This is a genomic window from Gimesia fumaroli, from assembly GCF_007754425.1.
GTDB lineage: Bacteria > Planctomycetota > Planctomycetia > Planctomycetales > Planctomycetaceae > Gimesia > Gimesia fumaroli.
The window spans coordinates 6,801,067-6,823,900 of sequence record NZ_CP037452.1 but is presented as its reverse complement, the minus strand read 5'-3'; the positions used below and the strand labels follow the sequence as shown (position 1 = coordinate 6,823,900).

Sequence of the window (22,834 nt, the reverse complement as noted above, 5' to 3'; positions counted from 1 at the left end):
GATCAACGTTCCTTGTCATCGAGAATGCGGCGGAGTTCTGCAATTTCCTCTGCAGAGAGTTTGGTGGTTTGCATGAAGTGTGCGAGTAAGGGTGCGGGCTCGCTGTCGAAAACGCGTTCTAAAAACGCGCGGCTGGCCTGTTTCACACAGGCGGAACGTTTGACGCGAGAGCGATAGACATACCGGTTGCCCTGCTCTTCAAACGTGAGCACCTCTTTTTTGACGAGGCGATGCAGCATGGTTTTGATGGTGGGAGTGGCCCAGTCGGTCTGGTCGGACAGACGGGCAACAATTTCCTGTGACGTGAGTGGCTGGCCGTCCCAGACGATATTCATGACCTGCCATTCGGCGTCGGATATGGAAATCTGTTTCATTTTGAAGGCTCCTCTGTGAGTGTTTACAAGTGTAATTAACTACAAATGTAAACGGTGTCAAGAGGAACCGGTCTGAAAACGAGTGTATAGTTGGTCCGATTCTAGATTGATTGCCATTTCGATAGACCTGGTGGATCTGTGTATTTACTGAGTTGAGCTCTGAAATGCCGCATGATTCGTGTGAATATCGCGTGAAAGTGGCATAAAATCAGAAGATCTTCGAGAATCGTGCTTGTTATGGCTGTGGAGATCGACTAAAAGTGGTGCATGGATATTGAACTGAGGGCCGTTACGCACCTCAATTCAATCAGTTGATCCCTTCAACGTCCCACCTGGTTTCCTGCAACGCGCTCCCTGAGATGGTCCTGCGTATCGTCGAAAGGTTCTGTTTGAATCAAAACAGTTAACAGATTGTGTTGCTAACCCTTGTTGTTCCAACTTTGTCTGGAAGACAAGTCTGCTTTTGCACTCGAGCGGTTTGTTCAATGTGCGCCCCTTTTCCAGCGTTAGCATGGAGAGTCTGCAGGCGAATGCGTTCGCCGTTCAGGCTGACTGTGCAGACAGATTTTGAGAACGTGTATTGGAGTTTTGATGTTAGAGTATTTTTCGAAGCATACTGCTTCCGTCAAGGATGATGTGTTATCGGGTTTGACCGTTGCACTGGCACTGGTGCCGGAAGCGGTCGCATTTGCATTTGTTGCCGGAGTTCCTCCAACGGTCGGTCTCTATTCCGCATTCTTTATCGGATTTGTAAGTGCCCTTGCCGGCGGTCGCCCGGGGATGATTTCCGGAGCCACCGGTGCGATGGCCGTGGTGATTGTTTCACTGGTTGCCATGCATGGGATTCAATATTTGTTCCCGGCTGTCATTCTGTGTGGCTTGCTGCAAATTACCGTGGGTGTATTGCGGCTGGGGAAATTGATTCGCCTGGTGCCGCATTCGGTGATGCTGGGATTCGTGAATGGTCTGGCGATTGTGATTGGCCTGGCGCAAATTGGCAGCTTTAAGACACTGGGAATCGATGGAACGATGACGTTCCTGCCCGGTGCTTCGATGTCGATTATGGTGGCACTGGTCGCGCTGACGATGGCTGTGATTGTATTGCTGCCTAAACTGACGAAAGCGGTTCCGAGTTCACTGGCGGCGATTATCATGGTGTCTGTGATTGCCGTGAGCATCAATAAATTTGCTCCCGAGAACTGGACTCCCGCCGGTCAGACTAACGTGGTGCAGACGGTTGACGACCTGATGATGAATAACCTGAGAGCCAACGCCGTCAAGGATGCCGCTGTTGCAGCAGAATCACCAGATAGTGCCAGAAGTCAGGCTGAAGAGAATCAAGCCGTTGACGTTTCTGTTTTGAGTGAAGCACAAATCGCATCCGCCGTCGCTTCGGTGAAAGCGACGGAAGAGCCGCTGCCGATGCTATTCTTCCTGGACTCGCGTTATGTCCTTGCCCCGTTCACGTGGGAAACACTGATGATCATTCTGCCGTTCGCATTGATTCTAGCGGGTGTCGGGTTGATTGAATCACTGATGACGCTGACGCTGATTGATGAAATCACGGAGACGCGGGGCAGCGGAAATCGCGAGTGTATCGGCCAGGGGGCTGCAAACATTGTCTGTGGTCTGTTTGGCGGTATGGGGGGGTGCGCGATGATCGGACAGTCACTGATCAACGTGAATTCCGGGGGGCGCGGGCGTCTTTCCGGGGTTGTCGGAGCCGTCGGATTAATGACACTGGTGGTTTTGTTGAAGCCGGTGATCTCAATGGTGCCGATGGCGGCGCTGGTAGGGGTGATGTTCATGGTCGTGATCGGCACGTTTGAATGGAGCACGCTGCATACCTGGAACAAGGTTCCCAAAAGCGATGTGCTGGTGATGGTGCTGGTCGCCGGTTACACGGTGCTGTTCCATAATCTGGCTGTTGCGGTTTTACTGGGAATCATCGTGCAGGCGTTGATATTTGCCTGGCATCATGCAACGCATATGATGGCCGACATTCACTTCGAGGAAGATAAAAAAGTCTATCAGTTACACGGACCATTGTTCTTTGCTTCAGTGAGCAGTTTTCGCGAACTGCTCGATCCGGTGAATGATCCGCCGATTGTGGCCATCGATTTTTACTTTTCGCGGGTTTACGATCAGTCGGCGATCGAAGCCATTAATAAAATTGCCGAACGTTATCGTCAGGAAGGCAAGTGCCTGCACCTGCGGAACTTAAATGCTGACTGCAAACGCATGATTGAGCGCGCCGGCGATCTTGCCGAAGTTGATATTTCCGAAGACCGGCACTATCACATCACTAAGATGATTTGAGTGTTGAGATAGCCAATCGAATCGAAAGCCCGAATGTATTTGCATTCGGGCTTTTTTATTACAGATACATTGGTTTCATAGTCACTGGTTGACTAGTGTGAACGTTTATGCAAAGATAGAGGAGAGCCTGGCATCTGCATGCTCTATCAGATAGTTTTCTCCCCCAAATTTCCTCGCTGATCCTACCGTATAACGAATCATCCTTTTTAACTTTCTTTCTGAACGGAATGTGCTCATGTTTAGAAACCAAAGTCGACTAAAGAACCGAACTGGCTTTACACTGATTGAACTTCTGGTTGTGATCGCCATCATCGCGATCCTGATTGCTCTCTTGTTGCCGGCTGTGCAACAGGCACGCGAAGCAGCGCGGCGGAGCAGTTGTAAGAATAATATGAAACAACTCGGCCTGGCTATTCATAGTTATGCGGAAACACATAGTGCGATCGCTCCCGGCGGAACCTGCTCGCGGGACTATGGTTATGCATCGTGGGGGCCTTGCAGTTATTCGAGTGGCTGGAGCGCGACGGCGTTGATGCTGCCCTACTTTGATCAGGCGAATCTTTACAATCAACTTGAATTTGAAAATCCGCCTAAGGACTTCTGGTCGACTTCCGGGGGGACTGCGAATCGTGCGGTTACGAATGTGAGGCTGGCGCCTCTGCAGTGCCCTTCTGATTTAGAGATCTCCAATAATAAACGACAGACATCCTATCTGCCGGTTTCTGGTTCGCATCAGGTTGCCAATCCGGGGAGTCCTGCCAATGGTTTGAAAGGCGGGTTGTTCTGGACAGAGAAACTCAAATTTAAAGACGTGACTGATGGGCTGTCGAATACGCTGGCGTATGGTGAGATGAGTCATCAGGATAAATACTGGAATCAGGGTGGTTCAGCCGTAGGCAGTGACTGCCTGGCAGACTCTTCCAATAACGGCTCGAACCCGCTGACGTATCGAGGAAAAGACTGGTCGACGAAAGAAGGCCGGAACTACATTGTTATGGGACGTCCGCCCAATCACCCGGCTGCTGACTGCCAGCGTGATGGGAATTGCCCCCACTGTCCCGGTACGGTAAACGGTCCCGCTTATGCATTGCCGATGCGGAGTATGCATACGGGGGGCTCGCATGGTTTACTGGCCGATGGCTCGGTTCGATTTCTAAGTGATAATCTGGATCGATCAATCTGCCGTGCACTGGGCACACGCGCGGGGGGTGAAGTGCTGGGAGAATACTGATTCTCACAGGCAATTCTATTCACTGGCTTCGTTTCCGTTGCACTTCTTTTCCAGGATCTTATTCATCATGACCATGTTTCGATTACGCTTTGTTTTCACTCTGCTGCTATCTGTTTTGGTTCTGGTGGTTGGACTTTCCGCGTGTTCGCAGGAGCCTGACATAGAACTCCCTGATGGAACCAGAGTTTCAGGTACCCTGACTAACGGCGATATTTTGAATGTGGTGTATTGGCCGAAACAAGAGGATGCGGAACCACATGTATTCCCGGTCCGGGATGACCATGTCAGCTTTACTTATCTCTCAGCGGTGCCACCAGGTGATTACACGGTTTACGCCTATATCAGTGGTGCTCGCGCAGAAGTCGCTGATGTGACGGTTGGAGAGGAACCTGTCGTCCTGGATATTCCGGAAAGTCTGGAATGGCAAGAAGCCCGCGATCAGATTTCTGGTATGTAAAGCGAGCAGCGTGTATCGCGTTTTCGCGCATTTTATTTTTTCGATGCGGTCAGCCAGCGGTCGAGTTGATTGGCGAAGGCCTGACGATCTTTAGCATTGAAGTTACTGGGACCGCCCGTGATCACCCCTTCGCCGCGCAGATCATCCATTAAGTCTCGCGAAGCCAGTATGGCGCCGATATTCGCATCGGTATAAAGTGTGCCTCGCGGATTCAGAGCCTGAGCATTTTTTGCGACGACATCAGCAGCGAGTGGAATATCGGCGGTAATCACCAGATCGCCGGGTTGAACCAATTCGACGATGCGTTGATCGGCGACATTTAATCCGGGGGGAACGAGCAGGCTGTCGATCAACTTGGAGCGCGGTATTCGCAGGGGCTGGTTCGCGACAAGCGTCATTCTGGTGTTGGTGCGTTCTGCAGCGCGAAATAACAACTCTTTAATTTCGCCCGGACAGGCATCCGCGTCTACCCAGATTTTCATTTTCTATTCTTCCTTGATGTTCACAAAGTTCGACGGAAGCCAATTTACTGCGTTTCGTATTTCCTTATACAAAGGTTTTATGAATGATGCAAAACCACCATTCGTTACCTGTTTGGTATCGGAGTCAGAAAAATAGATGAGCGGATATCTCTGTTTTTCTCAGGCCTTATCGTCAATACGTGGTCAGGATGCAAAGTTCCGATGGAAATGCACTTTTTCAGGGGTTTATTATAAATATTCACTCCTGATCTGCAAAACGCTTTTTAATGGAAATCGTGGGCTCCCGATGGGGTCTGACGGCAGTCTCTCCGTCTGAATCATCTAATTTTATAGAAGATGGTGTTGACGGGACGTGCTTTTGCGGTAAGATCGTCTAATTAATTAGATATAGAATGTTTGTTTCATTCAAATTCGTCAAGGAACAGGAATACGTCGATGGCGCGCCCCGGCTCAGAACACCCGACAAAACTGGAATTGGAGATCCTGAAGATTTTATGGGAGGAATCTCCGCTCCCCGTTCGTGAGGTGCGTGCGAAACTCGAAACGGACGCTGATCGGCCGCTGGCACATAGTTCGGTGATTACGACTTTGAATATCATGTACGACAAAGGTCTGTTACGGCGGAAGAAGGATGGCAAGTCGTTCCTGTTCTCTCCCAAAGTAAAGAAGGAGAATGTGGCGGGAAATTTCATGGGAGATTTATTATCGCGTTTATTCGATGGTTCCCCTTCCGCCATGATGCTCAATTTGCTGGAAACAACCGACATCAATTCCAGCGAACTTGCTGAACTTCGAAAGCTGATTGCACGCAAAGAAAAGGGGCAGTCGAAATGATCGGTCAGACTTTGATAGATCCCGCATTCAGTGCCCGGCTTTGTTTGACTCTATTGCATTCGGTCTGGCAATTTGCGGTGATTCTGACAGCCGTCTGGTGCCTGGAACAGTTCCGGATTAACCATCGTGTCGAGCGGCGTTATGCGATCAATGTCGCTGCACTACTGGTGGGACTATTGGCGGTACCGTTGACTTATTCGATGACGGGAGCGTCGCGCAGTTTCGATATCGTTGCTCAGAAATCGAGACCAATTTCGTCGCAACCGGAGGTCTTGTCGGATTCAGAACGCCCCAGACATCAAGCCGCATCCCCGGCATTGGTCGATGTTCCAATAAGAGAAACACCGCTGACTTATTCCTCTGAAATAAAGTCAAGCGACCGTGAGTCTGAGGTTCCGGTCGCCAGAACGGAATGGATTCAGATCAGTCCCTGGGTCATTGTCCTGTATTTTCTGGTAGCGGGCTTGATGTTTTGCAGGCTGTTCCGATCGATGTTGTATATTAACCGTCTCTGTCTCTCTGCGGAGAAACTCGAAACCGGCTCGGCTGTCGACTCCCTGCGAAAGCTCACCAAACGCTGGCCTCTGAAGAATATGCCAGAATTGTCATTGAGCGAGCACGTTCTCGTTCCTGCAGTCGTGGGGCTGATACGCCCCACAATACTTTTGCCGACATCCATCATCAGCGGATTAACGCCTCAACAGCTGGAATTGATTCTGGCACATGAACTGGCACATATCTATCGGTATGACATGTGGGTCAATCTGTTACAGCGTCTGTCAGAAGCGTTATTGTTTTTTAATCCGTCTCTCTGGTTCTTAAGCCGTCGGATCAGCCGGCTTCGTGAATATTGCTGTGATGAACTGACTTGTCTGGATGAGTGCCAGCCCCAATTCGAACGAAAAGTTCATTACGCGACCGCTTTATTGAGAGTCGTTGAACTGTCCGAATATGATCAGGAGCGGCAACGGGAACTGATGGCATTGGCCGTGGATGGGCCTGCCCCTTCTGAGATCCGTCGACGTGTGGCGCGATTGTTCGGCGAACCACTCCGAGAGCCACTTCGGGTGCGTCGCAGCATGTTTTGTGCGTTGATCGCACTGCTGCTGATCGGCGGTCCTGCCATCTGGTCAACGTACGCCGAGAAAACGGCGGCGCCAGAATTGGTGCAGCAGGAAGCAGAAGTAAAAACGGGAGCAGATTCAACCCAGCCCTATTCTCTGAGTGGCAATGTCGAAGTCCTTTCGATCGGGACTTATGCAGAAACGCCGCAGCGCTGGTGGGATACTGAAGGTACTGCACTGTCACCGCGTCCGTATCGGGTGCATGGTGTATCTATCCCCGTGAATGAAAATCAAATTGGTCGGCAACTCGTATTTCGTGTGAAAAACCTGCCTCAAAATGCGAAGCTCAGCTGGACCGTTTCTAACAAAGAACCAGCTGGCAGTGCATTTGTCGCTTTAAAGGGAGAAGAAAGATCCAAAGGGTATTATGCCCAGGTCTTTGCCGCGAATCAGGACCTGAAGTCAGTTGATTTGCGTGTGGGTCTTGCCAATGGCAAGTGGGAAACCAAAATCAAAATGGACGCGGATAATAGCTTTGGGGATATAGGGCTCACCGAATCCGCTTTACGACAGAATCAGCCGATCGTGTATCACGCACAGATGTCGGGGCCCTTTACCCAGCAGGGTGATATTGTTGTGGTTGCTATGCATGATATCCAGGACCGCGAAATTCGAATCGTCGCTATCGACAAGCAAGGTGAAATTCATCGCTCCGGCATGAGATCAAATACGAGCTTCACTCAGGGAGCCTACTCTATCTACAAGGCACGTTTCGGTGACCTGAAACTTGAACAACTGGATCGCTTCGAATTTCAGAGCAGACCGTTTGAGTATCTCGAAATCAAGAACCTGCCGTTGAATCCACAAGCAAAACAGAAGACGGCAGAAAATAACACCGCGGCAGCTAACTCTCCTTCGCCTGCTGAGAGTGCTATGGTATCAGGGCGGATCGTTCTTGAGGATGGATCACCGGCAACCACAAAAGGTTATCTGTACTACAAAAGAAAAGGCAGCGTAGGAACTATCAATCAGTATGTGGACCGCTTCTCAACGAAATTTCTCCCAGGGAAGACCTGGTTGAGATATATCGCCGAAGGTTATGCTCCCGTGCTCGTCGGGCCTTTGGAATTAAAATCGGGGGAACAGCGTGATGATGTCACGATTGTCCTCAAACCGGGGTTCTCACATTTATTGCGCGTACAAAATGAGAAACAGGAACCGATCGCAGGAGCCACGGTTTCTGCAGGTCCTGAATGGTTTGGGCACGCAAGTGGTGGAGGTCAGAAACAGACGACCAATGCAAATGGGGCGTCATTGCTGGAGCATCTGGCTGATCAGAACTATACAATTTATGTGTCAGCACCGGGGTATGAACCGTTACAGGCCAGGGCTCAGGATTTACGTTCACAAAAAGAGACGACATTGACGCTGACTCCCACTCCGAAAACCACAGGTGTGGTCGTAGATACCGCAGGCAAACCATTGGTGGGCGCCAATCTGTTTCTCAGAGATAAAATTGATCAGGGAGGAGGTTCCTTCAGTTATTCTGAATCGATCAAAACAGCGAGAGGACGTTACTGGGGAAAACTGATCACAACCACTGATGCGCAAGGCCGTTTTGAACTGGCAGAGCTTTCAAAAAATGCAGACTATCTATTTGTAATCGAAGCAAAAAACGGAGCCCGCGTGATTGTTAAGGATTTTCAGCCTGGTCAAACCAAGCGGATTGTCATTCCGAAACGCCACGATCTCATCGTCAAAATCAAAGGCGACTTGAGTCAACTGACACAGATCAAAGGAAAAGCCTATGTCGCTCTGCGACAGACGGCTGTTCTGCTTTTGAATCCAGGCACGCGTAATCAGATTCGCTATACTGGATCAATTGGCGCGGATGTTCAAATTGAACCGACTGATGAGGGGGGCATTGCCAAATTTCTAGGACTGGCGATGGACCTCAATGCAGGTAACGAAAAACAGCGGGTGAGCGTTTCTTTGAATTATCCCTCTGGTCCTGTGAAGACTGTGGACATTGATTCCACTCAAGAGACGCGTGTGGAGTTCGATTTGTCACAACTGCCAGAGAGTGAAGGTAACAAGGGAGAAGCCACAACTCCCAAAGTTGAGGAGAACAAAAGAAAACCCGCTGCTCAGATCAAAAAGAAAATCAATGCAGACACATCTATTCCAGTAAAGAAGCCTCCTGCTGCCAAGTTGTCTTTTGTCATCGCAAAACATGTCATTCTACTGGAAGGTAAGGAGATCATCACTTGGGATGAAATCGACGATTTATTCAAAACGCTACCTGACACATCCCTCATCAGACCTGCGTTTTATTTTACTCGTGGGACTATGTTATCCGATGGGTATCAAGCAGCAAAAGCAAAAATGTGGGAACTGACGCGCAAGTATAAGTTTGCGGGACACAGTGAAGGGAGCCTGTGGCCGCGGACCGACTTTCGTTATGACCAGATCAAAACGGCCGCCGATTTAAAACCCGATCCTCAAAACAAAATGATCGGCACAATCGTCGATCAAAAGGGGACGCCCATCGAAGATGCTGAGGTAGCTTTAATCTTACCCGTCGATTCCTCCATCTCCTATCAGGCCTATCACGTCGTCCTGGTACTGGGACGAATTCGCAATCGGCTCGAACACGTCATGACACTGTCTGACTCCAAGGGGCAATTTGATCTTTATCCAGCCAATGAGGAAAAGTTCTATTTACTCGCATTGCACCCCGATGCTGGTTTTTCGCTTGTCCGCAACGATCAGATTCCCGCAGATCGAAAAATTAAACTACTTCCCTGGGCTGGCCTGAAAACCGAACTGGGGAAAGTTCCCAACGAAATACAGACAGTAAATCTGACCAATCGAATTGATGCGAACCTGGGCTGGCCTGAGATTGTGTTCAACCAGTATTGGGACGACTTGCCTCAAGAGGTGAAAGAAATGGGTTTTGTCTATAACCAGATTCCTCCCCTCTATCGGGCCACCATCAGTCGCAGTTTCAAACAACCAGATGGCGGCGGCATTTCGCTACCCGGTGCGTCCGTCAACATGATGCCCGGCGAAAAACGAGAGCTTGGCTTAGGCCCCCTGTCCGAACAACAGAGTCTGCAGCTGGAATTGATGCGTGAATCATCCCGCGAGCGGCGTCGCAAGTTTGAAGAAAAAACGAAGGTTAAGTAGTAGCGACTTAATCTAAGGTCTTTTTTTCTTTCCATCATTCCAAGTGACACCAACGTGCCGCGCCCAGGTCTCCCATTCGGCTGCCATCGCTTGCACGCGCTCGGGATATTTCTCTGCGAGGTCGTTCAACTCACAGCAATCATCAGCCAGATTATAGAGTTCCCACTTGATTTCCGTTGGCATTCGTTTTGACCAGACGATTTTCCAGTCCCCTTTCCGTAACGCATGCGCGGCCTGATGATCAAATCCGATTGTTCGCTCTGGAAGTTGTTCGCCGCGCATGGCGGGCAGCAGGCTCATTCCTTCAAGGGGCGTTATCGTGGTTCCCTTTTGTTGCTTTGGATAGGTTGCTCCCGCGACCTCGATCAGTGTGGGCAGCAGATCCATGACGTGTGCTGGATCACGAACCCAGCGGTTTGACTTATCGATTCCTTGAGGCCAATGCGCGATGAAGGGACTGCTGATGCCCCCTTCGTGCGTGAAATGTTTGTAAAGCCGGAACGGGGTGTTTCCCAGATTGGCCCAGCCGCTGCCATAAGACTGATGGGTTCCCGGCCCCCCGGTCTTTCTTAGCTCGACGCCCGTTCTCAGGGTAGTGATCCCTTTTCGGGAGCGACCATCAAAGCCGAACGGCCCCCATTCATAACAGGCGCCGTTATCACTGAGGAAGAGAATTAAAGTATTCTCAAAGTCCTCTGTTTTTTTCAAGTGATCAATGATCTGACCGACTCCTGTATCAACACCCTCCACCATCGCAGCAAACACAGCCATGCGTCGTGCCAGGTCTTGCTGGCGTGCTTCATCCAATGAATTCCAGGCAGGATTCTGCTGGCCGGAAAACCCGTTGGCGATATCGTCACGATCAACGGGTACGATGGAACGGGGAGTCAGTTTCCAATGTTTACCGTCGATCAAGCCGAGTTGCTGCATGCGGTCATATCGTTCCGCACGGAGCTCGTCCCAGCCACGCCGATAGGTTGCTTCGTATTTGTCAGCACGTTCAGCGGGTGCCTGCACAGGAAAGTGAGGCGAAGAATGACCGAGAAACAGAAACCAGGGCTTGTCGCTCTTCTGCCCTTGCCGAATGAACTCCAACGCGTACTGGTTGAAGACATCGGTGGCATAATATTGATTAGCGGGCGGGTCGATTTCTTTTTTCCGTCCCTGAGGCAAACGAATGTAATAGTCCGCATCATATTGATCGTGCGAATGGCCTTTCGTGTATCCATAGAATTCATCGAAGCCCCGTTTTATTGGCCCGGTTTCCGGATGCATGTGCCACTTGCCGACGTAGTAGCAGCCATAGCCGGCAGGTTTCAAGACTTCCGCCATGGTGGCACAGCGATTGTTTAAGCGTCCCAGATATCCCGGCCCACGTTTTTTGTTGGGCCGTGGTGTCGTGAAATCACCAATGCCTGCCTGCGAAGGATAGAGGCCCGTCATCAGCGAAGCCCGCGTGGGGCAACAGCGTGCCGAGTTGTAGAGCTGCGTAAAGCGGACGCCGCCAGCCGCCAGCGAGTCGATGTGAGGCGTCTGGATCTCACCGCCATAACAGCCTAAATCCGAATAACCCAGGTCATCCGCCAGAATCAGAATGATATTAGGTCGCTCTGCGGCAGCAGCGGGAGCGGACTGCCCTGCGACGAACATCACACAGAGTAGAAAGACTGAAGAATAAATCATGGTTGTGGTGCGCATCACGTTCATGTTTCTTTCAAAAATAGTTACTTTGTCTGTTTCTGTTCAGCGTTTTTGTGTGTCAGCTTGAAGTTCGGATTGCCGGCGTCAGCGGGCATTGTGGCATTCCACGCGAGGATTTCCTTGATCAGCCGCCTGGTCAGCTCTGGATTTTGACCTGCGAGATTTATCGCTTCGCCGGGATCGGTTTGCAAGTCGTAAAGCTGAGGACGCTTGCCATCGTAGTCACACAGCAGTTTCCATTTTCCCTCTCTCACTGCCAGGTCGGGTAGATTTTTCAAATGGCGAAATTCTTTCCGATCCGGCGGACGCCTGAAAAATAGCGGCGCTGATCGGGACTGGTGAGATTTGCCGATCAGTGTTTTCGCGAGATCTTCCCCATCAAAGTGCACTGCTTTGGGGGCAGACACACCGGCCAGATCCAGCAGTGAGGGCACCAGATCGATGGCGGCGAAGACAGAGGTTTTGTTAATCGTGCCGCGTTGAGGCGGGGCGATGAAACCGGGCCCCCAGACAATCAGGGGCGAACGGATACCCCCTTCAAACAGAGTTGCCTTCAATCCCCGGAAGGGACCCGCCGATCCTGCATTTTTTTCAGGTCCATTATCCGAGCAGACGAGAATCAGCGTATTGTTACGTAATAAATCATCTTTCCGAATGCGATCAAAGAGCCGCGACAGTTGCTGGTCCATCTCTTCCAGAACGGACAGATAGAGCCCCCGCTGAGAGTCTGCCCAGTTCCCGACGGAAGGAAACAGAGGCGTATGCACGTCATCGGGCCAGACATTAATATAGAACGGCCGCTGATTCATTTGAGACTGATCAATGAACGCGACTGCTTTGTCGGCGAAACCACCGGTGATCATGGAACGCAGCATCCACTCGACCGGTTCGCCCAGACGGGTGGCGTCCTGCCAGATGCGTCCCTTCTTCACCCCTCCCGTTTTGAGAGGCACTTCGGTCAAAGGCAGCAGCTTCGCTCCCATGCCCTCGAAGTTCGTCAGTGAAACATCAAAGCCGTACGTGGTAATGGCGGGCGCATCGTTCACGTCCCGTTGTCCGCCCATGTGCCATTTCCCGCAATGCGCAGTCGCATAGCCGGCCTGTTTCAGAAATCGGGCCAGCATCGGTGCCGTTGGATCGAGCCAGTTTGCGATTCCCCGAGTTTGATTTTTTTTGCGGCTGGCCAGATAAGAACTGATCCTGTGACGATGCGGATACTGCCCCGTTGAGATCGCCACGCGGGAGGGAGAGCAGATCGGTGAATTGACATAAAACTGTTCGAAGCGGATGCCTTCTTTGGCAAGACTGTCAATGTGGGGAGTGCTGGCTTTTGTATTGCCAAAACAGGAAAAGTCGCCCCAGCCCATGTCATCGATAAACACGAGTACGATATTGGGATGTTCGGTAGCCGACAGTGGCTGTGCCAGAAAGATCAGGAAGAGAAAGAAAAGATGCTTCACTGGTATGACTCTCATGAAATGATTGATCAAGCTTCAATAGAGGTGAAACCATCCAGTTTAGCAAAGGAATGACGGACTACAATGAGAAATTCCATCTACACAATGAGATATATTGTCATCTCCAGCATATGCGATACGATTTGGTATTGGAAACCGCGCAGCAAAAAAGACAGATCAGCAAAAAGGATGACTGATCTGTCTTAAGCACACCTTCATGACTGATCAACACGCGTTGATCAGGGTCTTTCGTTTAACAACTCCTTCAATTAAAGTTATTTGAATCCGTTACGGAACCCTGTGCCCCAGTGGCCATAGTGGATCCCACCAAACTCATGGTGATGGTGTCTGTGATGGACGTACGATCGGTTGTATGAGTTGCTTTGATACGTTGGATAGCAATAACAATTGTTTGAAGCCGTGTTAGACTGAGACGTTTCGTTGCTTGCTTTCTGATCGGTTTGCGAACTGATGTACTGCACCAGATCGTCATACTTTTCCGGATCAAAGGCTTGCCAGGTCCCATTCTCGTCGACCAGCCACTGCCCCTGTTGGGTTAAAAAAAACCAACGTGCGTTGTGGTATCGATACCGTGCCCGAGTTGCATTATCAAGATTCAGATGCGCAGTTCCCTCACGTACAATCGGATCGATTTGAGTTTTGGACGGTGCCGGCAAAATGGTAGCGGTGATCTTGGCTCCCGAATTGAGTTGCACATCAGGAGTGTCAGCTTGCGCTTGTGCTGTCAGCAGCAGGGGACAGAGCCCCAGCGCTGCTGTTACCGTTAATGCTTTTAAAGTGAGCGCTTTCATTTGGATTTCTCCCTTTTATTTAAGGTATGAAAGGTATTTCCTGTTCGCGTTAATAGAGAGATTGGCAAACGCCATACCAGTTCCCCAATAGAAGTAGATCTCCTGAGATCTGAAATAGGAAAATTCCCGATGATAGCTTTACTGTCTAGAGGCGTTTCCCAGATGTATGTCCGAGCGAATGCTCAGCGGAAAGGAGTATCTTGAATATGGTTGCGTCACTTTCAGCACATTCAGTTCACTCCGGGAACTCTTTAAAATTTAATTCCCGAGCTGAATTTATACATCACAGAAAACACGAAAACACGAAAACACTGAGGCGAATTGAACTGCAAAAGTTTGCCCGGATCTGCAAAATATTGCTCGATCAGCAGAATCGTGCGAATGACTACAGCGTATCGAGATTACTAATGTTCATTCGTTGGTTGTGACAAGAAGGCATTCAGCTTTTCAAGTTGGTCTGTATTGATGTGGTCTACATCTGCAGCAACCAGTTCCTGCCACATTTCTTCAGACTCCGGCGTCGCCCAGAATCGAACGCGACGTCCCGCCGCATGCGCCTGCTTGACAATTTTATTCAGTCTGGCCCGCTCAGCCTTGGGCATTTGACCCTTTCCTCGGTATTGAAAATGTGATGTCCAGCGGTCGCTGATCAGTGGCATCAGGTGGGATGGTTTATCAGAGTCCAAGTCACTCAGGCGGCCATCGATTCCAACGTATCGTGGATTGTCTGCTTCGATCATTTTAACAGGTCGATCCCCCGAGATCACAACCTGCACCGGACCCCGTATTATTTTCCCGTCTTTAAAAGTGCAGAGTAGCGTTTTGTATTTCTGAAGTTGTTCTCGCAGTACTGGATAAACTTCTTCGCCGTTTGTTTTGATGTCGACCAGCAAGGTGAACGGCGGGGATTTCTCATCTGTTTTCAGAGGATGGTTCTGGAAGTATTCTTTTAACGGATTGAGATACAGCTTTTGGAGTGTGCGTTCTCGGGATAACTCGGAACGACTATGACCAACGAGCAGTTCTCCATCGACCAGAAAAATATCTGCTTCCACGGACCAGAAGCCGTTGTCCAGAGCATCCAACAGAGGTCGACTATGGTAGTAGTCATTATGAGCATGAGCACGAAATTGCGGTGCCTTCGCCTGATGCTCTGCCAGACCAATCGACTCGTAACAGGCAAGCGCCAGCAGAAAAACCGAGAACAATTTTGAGTAGAACATTCACCAGACCCTTGAACAGGCAAATTGACCTGACCTGGTTTGCCAGGCACGTTAAATCTGCCGTCAGGCTAGCGACCTTCAAACGGAGTATCCAGTCAGCGCCCTTAGATTCATCAATTCTTAACCCAGCTCAGCGGTCTTGAGAGAGGACCATTGAATTCAGAGGCTGGTTTCCAGAGACTCCAGGTAAGTTTCACATCAAGGAGCTCCGATGACTCATATTTATCGTGGGGGGGAATGAAAAAGGCCTTCGTCGGGAGGACGAAGGCCTTTGGGTTGTAAGTAGTTTTCTCAGCGTGAGATATGAAGTACACCCCGCAGGGTTCGAACCTGCAACCTTCGGTTTCGTAATCGCCCAAGGGTAAAATCAGGCTTTGATGACGCTTCACGAAATCCCTATTTTTGTAGGGTTTCAGCTTTCACCATTTTTTGTCGATGCTTTGATTTTGATGCGTTTTTTCGCATTTGTGGGGGGACTGAGATTGGTCATTTTTGATCCCGCTTAGACACAGCGCCTCTGTCTCTTAGAAATGAAGTCTATTTTATCCACTGCTTCAACACCTGGCTGAGAACTCGACGCGAAAACAAGTCTCGATGTTTCATTCTGCCAGTACACAGTGATCATTCAGGCAGACACTCGAGTAAATTAATTCAAACCTGGCCTTGCTCCAAGTTGAACAATTGAATAAATTCCCAAAAGTATACTGTGTTGCGTCACAGTAGGATACATTAGACCACTTTTTGAAGTTTTTATTTTCATAGGGATACAAACAAAGGCCTGAGTTTATCCACATGTAAGTAGACATATAAAAAAATAAAACATACATAAACCACCGTTTAAGATTCAGGGAAGAATATGAGTGGAACACCAAAAAACACGCAATGGCAGAAACACGTTTCCAAAGATGTTCAGGTATCAATCAGCGGAGCCACTGGCGATTTGATACCGTTCAATCATGAATTTGAGCTGAAACTTCTCCATTGCCGATCCAAAAGTTGCACCTGGGAGCAGGAGTTTCCGGCCACTCAAGGATTATCGAAAGCTGTCTTTGTGGTCACGCAAAACAAAGATGGCCTTTTCGAGGTCTGGTTCAGTTTTGAAGGCGTCCTGCAAGGACCTGAATGGACCGCACTGGGAATTCAGGGGCTTTACAATTCGATCCATCTGCATCTGAATTCTGATTTTCCAGCCGACTCTTCAATTGTGGAAGGTTGGCCGGAAACGATTCAGATCACATTTTCGCCGGCACCACAAACTGGCGCATATTATATTCCCCCCCAACTGAATTCCCGGCAGATTGCCATGATGGCTGGCATGGATGACTCCGGTTCTGATTCCGAGAGCTCCACTTCAGATTCGTCTTATCCTGGAAATTCTTCCCACACCTCAGGATCAGAATCTTCGAATTCGGATTCCTCATCGTCTCAACCATCCATCCCTTCAACCCCTTCCCAGTCCTCAGCAGGATCGGAGACTTCATCTGATTCACCCTCTTCCTCGGAATCATCTTCCTCGGAATCATCTGCCTCTGGTGGCAGCGGGGGGAGCGGCGGAAGTGGAGGTAGTGGTGGCAGTGGTGGCAGCGGGGGCGGAGGAAGCTCCAGCAGCAGCGAACCTGAATATCCGGAACCAAAAACAGAAGTCGGCGGCTGTGGCGACGTTTCAAACGATCCCATTCGATATGTCGACGGACAGATTCAGTTGCAGGCAGTGGATGTTTCCAGTAACGGCTTTGGTCAATACTGGGCACATGAAAGAAGCTACTCCAACCAGTTGATACGAAACACCAATCTGGGAAATGGATATTGCTGGTGCATGCCCTATCTCCCTCAGATTATTGCAGTCACAGTCAGCAGGTATGCCCTGGTCGGCAATATGAATAATGTGATTTATTTTGAGAAGGATCTGGAAACAGAAGAGTTTTCTACACTCAATGGGAATCTCGAAAAACTGTCCTACGATAACCAGAATGATGTCTTTTACCTGCTCGCCCCCGATGGCACTTACAGTAAATTCCACGGACTCGGCGATACAGAGACCTATGGAAAATTGATGTATTCTCTCAGTCCCGGCGGAATTGAAACGGCAGTCACCAGAACTCAAAACAGTTTTCGCGTCGAGCGATCCATCGCCATTGGCAACAATACCTACACGCAACACTTTTCCTACATCCTTTACGCTTCAGAAAATGGTGGCATCCATCAGGGACTCATTAAAGCCTGCCATCTGGGACTTGAAGATGAATCAGAAAATATCACGACCATTTCCAAAGCAGAATACACCTACTATGACGCATCCTCGGATGATGGCTCTCTGAATGATCTGAAAACAGTAACCATCAGCGAGTGGGACACAGATAGCGAAACCTGGATTGACCAGGGAACGTCCTGCTACCGGTATTATAAATATGGCGACTCCGATGGCTTTGAGCATGGTCTCAAGTATGTCATCCTGCCGGGCTCTTATGCGCAAATGCAAAGTGACAGCATCGATCCGCTGACGGCTCCCAACACAACCATCGCTCAATACGCAGACAACTATTTCGAGTATGACTCTTTGCAGAGAGTGGGCCTGGAACGAAACAAGGGCGGTGCGCTTACCTTCACGTTCAATTTCAGTGAAAACCCTGCATTCAGTTCCTCTTCCAGCGGAGGCTCTTCCACCTTTAATCCTAACGCCTGGACTAAAAAAACAGTTCAGACTCTCCCCGATTCCAGCCAGAACATCCTGTATTTCAATGATGTGGGACAGACCATGCTGCAGGTCCAAAAATCGGGAGACGATGAGTGGTGCTGGTTTAAGCAATATGACTGGGACGGGCGGGTTATTCTGGAGGCAGAACCATCGGCGATTTCAGGCTATGACGAACAGTACCCAGATCTGCTCAACTATTCCGGAGGCAGCTATCAGTACTTATATGACAGCTCAGGCTTGATCCATCTCTATAATTACTATTCCACCACCGGTTCCGGTGCAGCGGAAGGATATCCCTCGTTTACGAAAATCCAACATGGTCAAAATGGGACGCCCATTAATCTCAGCAAAATGGAATACATCTCGCATTCTGCGAACGGCAATACCATCTATCTGCCATACAAGGAAATATCCTACCCGGATGAATCCAATCAGTCGACGACGATTACGACTAGTTTCGCCTATACATTCCATACCGGAACCCTGCAGGTCAAACAGAAGACAATTACGCTGCCGGTCATTTCCACCTCCCAGAACGGATCCGGGTCCGCCAATACCAGAGTCGAAGTTTATGACAGTGAAGGCAACCTGTCCTGGATCAAAGATGAACGCGGCTTCATTACCAGGATGTATTACGATGTCACAACCGGAGGCGTAGTTCAACTGATTGAAGACGTCGATACGTCTCTGCAATACGGGGTGCCCACCGGCTGGGCCACTCCTTCCGGCGGAGGAAAGAACCTCGTCACCGATTTCGAGTTAGACATCCAGGGGCGCACGACTCAGACTCTAGAGCCCACGCACACCATTGACATCAATGGCCAGGCAACCGCCATTCGCAGTGCCACCTGGAATATTTACAAACCGGGCTCCGCCGAAGACCAGGTCTGGCAGGCCAGAGGATATCAGTCGGGGCCTTCCAACAACTACCAGTACACCCTGATCAACCCGGTATCAATTACCATCACCGATAAATACAGTAATTTACTGGAGAGGATTCAGGCCACACGCAGTTCGACCAGCGGGAAACTGCTCCCCACCGATTCGTTCCCGCAGTCCTCTTACGTCAGCTGGATAACGCGACAATACACGGGTTGCTGTCTGCTGGAATCGGAGCGGGTCTATCATACGATTCCCACATCGGGTACCGGCTCCTCGGGAACGAACTATGATCAGTCCAGCTATGGTTATGACAACATGCAACGTCAGAATCGCACTACTTCTCCGGGCGGAACGATCTCCTTTACCGTCTTTGATGTCAGAAATAATCCCTATCAGGTTTATGTGGGCACTGATGATACCGGCGCCACACAAGAGGATCCGACCGGAGGTGGAGCGACCGGCAACAACATGGTGCTGGTCTCACAGGGCCAATACGACAATGGTACTGACGGGGGAGACAACAACCTGACCAGCCAGACTCTGTACGTCGATTCGTCGAATACACGCGTCACTGCATTTGTTTACGACTGGCGTGATCGTCTGGTTGATACCGATGGTGAGATTGGCTACTTCCAGAGACAGTACTTTGATAATCTGGATCGAGTCATCAAGGTGGAGCAATATATCTCAAATGCTTCGGGCAATTTAACCGGGCGCTCTGAAACGAAATATGATGATCTGGGACGCGTCTATCAGACAATCCAGTACGCAGTTGATCCCACAACGGGAACCGTAGGTAACAGTCTCGTCGATAACACCTGGTACGATCCCACGGGGAATGTTTGGAAGCAGCTTCCTGCCGGCTCGGATCTGTTCACGAAAATGGAATACGACAGTCTCGGACGTCTGATCGCCAGTTACACAGGTTACGACCTGGATGAAACCAGCTATGCTGATGCAGGAACGGTCACGGGCGATACAATCCTGGAACAGACGGAAACAGTCTACGATGCTTCAGGCAACGTCATCGAGAGCCTGACACGCATGCGTTACCACGATGCCCCTGCCAGCCAGACAGGAGCCTTGCAGGACCCGAGCACTGCTCCCAAAGCACGGGTCACCTACCAGGCAAGTTATCCCGATGCCATCGGGCGTGTCATTGCAACTGCGGACTATGGCACGAACGGCGGAACATCCTTATCACGCTCCAGCACAATTCCAACGCGCAGTGATACGGTTCTGGTCTCAACAACGGCCTTTAATTCCGCGGGACGCGTCTATCAGTCGATTGACCCTGCCGCCATGGAAACACGTCAGGAATATGATGCCGCTGGTCGGGCTGTCAAAGTCATCGAAAATTATCAGGCCGCGGCGTCCTCCAGCTCCAGCAGCTCTGCGGGATCCAATCCTTCGGATGATTCAAACCGCACAACTCTGACCACCTATACGCCCGACGGTTCCGTAGCCACGTTGACCGCTGAAAACTCGGAAACCGGAAATCAGGTTACCACTTACACCTATGGAACGACATTAAGTGATTCGGAAATCGCCAGCAGTACGCTGCTGCGAACAGAAATCTATCCGGATTCTGTGGACGGAAGTGATGTGGTCACCCACGCTTACAACAGACAGGGCCAACCCATCAAACGAACCGATCAACTGGGAACCGTTCACGAAATCGATTATGACGAACTGGGAAGAACAACCCAGGACCGTATCACAACACTGGGGACAGCCGTGGATGGAACCGTCCGGCGGATTGACCTTAGCTACGATGCGCGCGGGCTCAACTCGAAAATCAGCAGCTACGATAATGCCACTGTCGGTCAGGGAAGTCTCGTCAACGAGGTTCAGTTTGCCTATAATGATTTCAGGCAGGCCATTACCAGTTATCAGTCGCATGCGGGAGGGGTCAATGTGAGCTCCACCCCCAAAGTTCAGTACGGCTTTGCCAACGGCAGTGACAATACCGTTCGTCCGACCAGCCTGACCTATCCTGATGGTCGCGTGCTGTCTTACAGCTACAGTTCCTCGGAAAGTATCGACGATGCCGCCAGCCGCCTTGCAGCGATTGTAGACGATGATCTCAGCGCTACCCATCTGGCCGAGTATGCCTACCTCGGCACGCTCAGCCCGGTCATCGTCGATGAGACCGAACCGGATGTCGAATACACGCTGGTCGGCACAGCGGGAGGTAATGATCCGGATACTGGTGATATTTATCGCGGTCTGGATCGTTTCGGTCGGATTAAAGATTCTCTCTGGTATGACTACGGCGCTTCCGCCGACATAGCGAACATTCAGTACGGCTACGATCGTGCTTCCAACCGAACCTGGCGGTACAATCCCCTGGATACAACCAACAGCTTCGATGAATTCTATACCTATGATGGTCTGCAGCGTTTAAAAGAAACCGAACGCGGTGAACTGAATGGAACAATGACTGGCATCAGTACGCTCAAATTTGCCCAGTCCTGGTCACTCGACGAAACCGGAAACTGGAAAGGCTTCCAGCAGGACGATACAGGTAACGGAACCTGGAATCTGGAACAGACTCGCACGAATAACGCAGTCAATGAAATCACTAACATCACCGAGTCGGCTGGTGCCAGTTGGATCACTCCCGCGTACAACAAAGCGGGCAATATGACGACCATCCCGCAACCCTCTGATCCGACAGTCAGCTTCAGCGCGACGTATGATGCCTGGAATCGCCTGGTAAAAATCACGGACAGTAGCAACACCGTGGCGGAATATGCCTATGATGGTCGCAATTTTCGAATCATCCATAAATCGTATGTGAGCGGATCACTGGATGAAACCCGACACATCTATTACACCGATTCCTGGCAAACCCTCGAAGAACGCATCGACAGCGAAACCAGCCCCGAGCAGCAGTTGATCTGGGGAATGCGTTATATCGATGACCTGATACTATGCGACCGCGACACCACTGCTAATGGTACGCTGGATGAGCGACTCTATGCACTACAGGACGGTAACTGGAATGTCACGGCGATTTGTGATGAGAACGGTGATGTCCAGGAACGCTATGCGTACGACAGTTACGGAACGCCCATATTTTTAACACCCAGTTTTGGTTCTCGCAGCAGCTCCAGTTTTGGCTGGGAAATTCTTTACGGAGGTTATCTCTGGGAAACAGCGACCGAACTATTTTATGTTCGTAATCGTGTGTATCACTCGATTTTGGGATCTTGGGCACAACGTGATCCAATTGGATATTCAGATTCTATGAATTTGTTTGAATATGAATCTGGGAAACCTCTTGTATACCTTGATCCCTTTGGTACACAAAGTTTTATGCCCAACTGGAATCCTTATCAAAAAGTCGCCGAAGACTTAGCGAAGAATTATCAACAAGATGCAAGCATCAAAATTGCTCCAAATCCTATGACTGAAGTTAGACTTGCTCCTCCAAATGGTTTAATGAGAAAGGCGATAGCACTGCCTCATCCAGAGATGATTTTAGAAGGTGTTAAAAATTACACGGATAAATACGGTTCTGTGATGCAACAAAGAAATTTTGAAGCTTTCGAAAAGTGGATGGCAGGTCCTCAAGCAGACCCCAAAAATTACGATGAAAATGGGAAATATTTCGGACCTAAATATGGAATAGTTCCTCCGGTGGGATTCGGGTTTAAGGGGCTTGGTTTTAAAAGGTGTTTACGCAGAGGATCGTTGCAATCGGAATATAAGAGCTATCGTGCCCAAGGCTTTACTGCTGCACAGGCTCGATATCTAACACAACCATACACTGGAAAAGGACATCACTGGCTACCCCAGCGGATTGGCTATACAAAGTGGAATCTTCCAAGTTGGATGATGGAAAGTAAGTTTAATATAATGGGGAAGGGGATGACGAGAGGGCAGTTCTATCGAAGACATGCCCTAGCTGATCCACATTTCCATGGTACGGGATTTCCTAAATCTATTGGTGGCTCATGGAGGGCGAGTGACTTAGGAATAAAAACTGCTCCGCGACCGTTACGATGGTGGTATGCTACTCCAAACGCTTCTAAATATGCTATCGGAGGAGCAGCAGCAGGTGGCGCGGGAGGAGCTTGGATTTACTCAGAATATGAGGATTAATTAG

The 22,834-nt window shown here is 49.9% G+C and carries 12 protein-coding genes; 6 read left to right on the top strand and 6 right to left on the bottom strand.

Annotated features, from left to right (window positions below; translation table 11 throughout):
- Positions 1 to 2 precede the first annotated feature (2 nt).
- A complete protein-coding gene (locus Enr17x_RS25750) occupies positions 3 to 374 on the bottom strand; it encodes a BlaI/MecI/CopY family transcriptional regulator (RefSeq protein ID WP_145312733.1) in 372 nt (123 codons plus the stop codon).
- A 591-nt stretch (positions 375 to 965) separates the two neighbouring features.
- On the opposite strand from Enr17x_RS25750, the gene Enr17x_RS25745 reads away from it, so the two are divergent.
- From Enr17x_RS25745 to Enr17x_RS25735, 3 genes are all read left to right on the top strand, one after another.
- Positions 966 to 2,693, top strand: a complete 1,728-nt coding sequence (locus Enr17x_RS25745; protein ID WP_145312731.1) for a SulP family inorganic anion transporter — start codon at positions 966 to 968, stop codon at positions 2,691 to 2,693.
- Between the two features lie 235 nt (positions 2,694 to 2,928).
- Positions 2,929 to 3,924: a DUF1559 domain-containing protein gene (locus Enr17x_RS25740; RefSeq protein WP_145312729.1), complete on the top strand. Its 996-nt coding sequence runs from the start codon at positions 2,929 to 2,931 to the stop codon at positions 3,922 to 3,924.
- Between the two features lie 67 nt (positions 3,925 to 3,991).
- Positions 3,992 to 4,381, top strand: coding sequence for a hypothetical protein (locus Enr17x_RS25735; protein ID WP_145312727.1), 390 nt, complete (start codon positions 3,992 to 3,994; stop codon positions 4,379 to 4,381).
- A gap of 32 nt (positions 4,382 to 4,413) precedes the next feature.
- On the opposite strand, the gene Enr17x_RS25730 is transcribed toward Enr17x_RS25735, so the two are convergent.
- Complete coding sequence (locus Enr17x_RS25730; protein WP_145312725.1) at positions 4,414 to 4,863, bottom strand: YaiI/YqxD family protein; 450 nt, start codon at positions 4,861 to 4,863, stop codon at positions 4,414 to 4,416.
- Between the two features lie 435 nt (positions 4,864 to 5,298).
- Between Enr17x_RS25730 and Enr17x_RS25725 the strand changes: the two genes are divergently transcribed.
- Both Enr17x_RS25725 and Enr17x_RS25720 read left to right on the top strand, forming a co-directional pair.
- Complete coding sequence (locus Enr17x_RS25725; protein WP_145312723.1) at positions 5,299 to 5,697, top strand: BlaI/MecI/CopY family transcriptional regulator; 399 nt, start codon at positions 5,299 to 5,301, stop codon at positions 5,695 to 5,697.
- A complete protein-coding gene (locus Enr17x_RS25720; protein ID WP_145312721.1) occupies positions 5,694 to 9,950 on the top strand; it encodes a M56 family metallopeptidase in 4,257 nt (1,418 codons plus the stop codon). The genes Enr17x_RS25725 and Enr17x_RS25720 overlap by 4 nt, the downstream gene beginning before the upstream one ends.
- 12 nt (positions 9,951 to 9,962) lie before the next feature.
- Here the strand turns inward: Enr17x_RS25720 and Enr17x_RS25715 are convergent, their stop codons facing one another.
- The 4 genes from Enr17x_RS25715 to Enr17x_RS25700 form a co-directional block, all read right to left on the bottom strand.
- Positions 9,963 to 11,600: an arylsulfatase gene (locus tag Enr17x_RS25715; RefSeq protein WP_145314187.1), complete on the bottom strand. Its 1,638-nt coding sequence runs from the start codon at positions 11,598 to 11,600 to the stop codon at positions 9,963 to 9,965.
- A gap of 74 nt (positions 11,601 to 11,674) precedes the next feature.
- Complete coding sequence (locus Enr17x_RS25710) at positions 11,675 to 13,126, bottom strand: sulfatase-like hydrolase/transferase (RefSeq protein WP_145312719.1); 1,452 nt, start codon at positions 13,124 to 13,126, stop codon at positions 11,675 to 11,677.
- Positions 13,127 to 13,383: 257 nt separating this feature from the next.
- Positions 13,384 to 13,920: a hypothetical protein gene (locus tag Enr17x_RS25705; RefSeq protein ID WP_145312717.1), complete on the bottom strand. Its 537-nt coding sequence runs from the start codon at positions 13,918 to 13,920 to the stop codon at positions 13,384 to 13,386.
- 404 nt (positions 13,921 to 14,324) lie between these two features.
- Positions 14,325 to 15,143 carry a phosphatidylinositol-specific phospholipase C/glycerophosphodiester phosphodiesterase family protein gene (locus Enr17x_RS25700; protein WP_145312715.1) on the bottom strand — a complete coding sequence of 273 codons (819 nt, stop codon included), beginning with the start codon at positions 15,141 to 15,143 and terminating at the stop codon, positions 14,325 to 14,327.
- A gap of 856 nt (positions 15,144 to 15,999) precedes the next feature.
- On the opposite strand from Enr17x_RS25700, the gene Enr17x_RS25690 reads away from it, so the two are divergent.
- Positions 16,000 to 22,830: an RHS repeat domain-containing protein gene (locus Enr17x_RS25690; RefSeq protein WP_198000808.1), complete on the top strand. Its 6,831-nt coding sequence runs from the start codon at positions 16,000 to 16,002 to the stop codon at positions 22,828 to 22,830.
- The last annotated feature ends 4 nt before the right edge of the window (positions 22,831 to 22,834 follow it).

What these genes read in the sequence shown, in the direction of transcription:
- Enr17x_RS25700 (WP_145312715.1), bottom strand. Translation starts at nt 15,143, where the DNA reads ATGTTCTACTCAAAATTGTTCTCGGTTTTTCTGCTGGCGCTTGCCTGT.
- Enr17x_RS25715 (WP_145314187.1), bottom strand. Translation starts at nt 11,600, where the DNA reads ATGTTCGTCGCAGGGCAGTCCGCTCCCGCTGCTGCCGCAGAGCGACCT.
- Enr17x_RS25690 (WP_198000808.1), top strand. Translation starts at nt 16,000, where the DNA reads ATGAGTGGAACACCAAAAAACACGCAATGGCAGAAACACGTTTCCAAA.
- Enr17x_RS25730 (WP_145312725.1), bottom strand. Translation starts at nt 4,863, where the DNA reads ATGAAAATCTGGGTAGACGCGGATGCCTGTCCGGGCGAAATTAAAGAG.
- Enr17x_RS25735 (WP_145312727.1), top strand. Translation starts at nt 3,992, where the DNA reads ATGACCATGTTTCGATTACGCTTTGTTTTCACTCTGCTGCTATCTGTT.
- Enr17x_RS25705 (WP_145312717.1), bottom strand. Translation starts at nt 13,920, where the DNA reads ATGAAAGCGCTCACTTTAAAAGCATTAACGGTAACAGCAGCGCTGGGG.
- Enr17x_RS25725 (WP_145312723.1), top strand. Translation starts at nt 5,299, where the DNA reads ATGGCGCGCCCCGGCTCAGAACACCCGACAAAACTGGAATTGGAGATC.
- Enr17x_RS25740 (WP_145312729.1), top strand. Translation starts at nt 2,929, where the DNA reads ATGTTTAGAAACCAAAGTCGACTAAAGAACCGAACTGGCTTTACACTG.
- Enr17x_RS25720 (WP_145312721.1), top strand. Translation starts at nt 5,694, where the DNA reads ATGATCGGTCAGACTTTGATAGATCCCGCATTCAGTGCCCGGCTTTGT.
- Enr17x_RS25745 (WP_145312731.1), top strand. Translation starts at nt 966, where the DNA reads ATGTTAGAGTATTTTTCGAAGCATACTGCTTCCGTCAAGGATGATGTG.
- Enr17x_RS25710 (WP_145312719.1), bottom strand. Translation starts at nt 13,126, where the DNA reads ATGAGAGTCATACCAGTGAAGCATCTTTTCTTTCTCTTCCTGATCTTT.
- Enr17x_RS25750 (WP_145312733.1), bottom strand. Translation starts at nt 374, where the DNA reads ATGAAACAGATTTCCATATCCGACGCCGAATGGCAGGTCATGAATATC.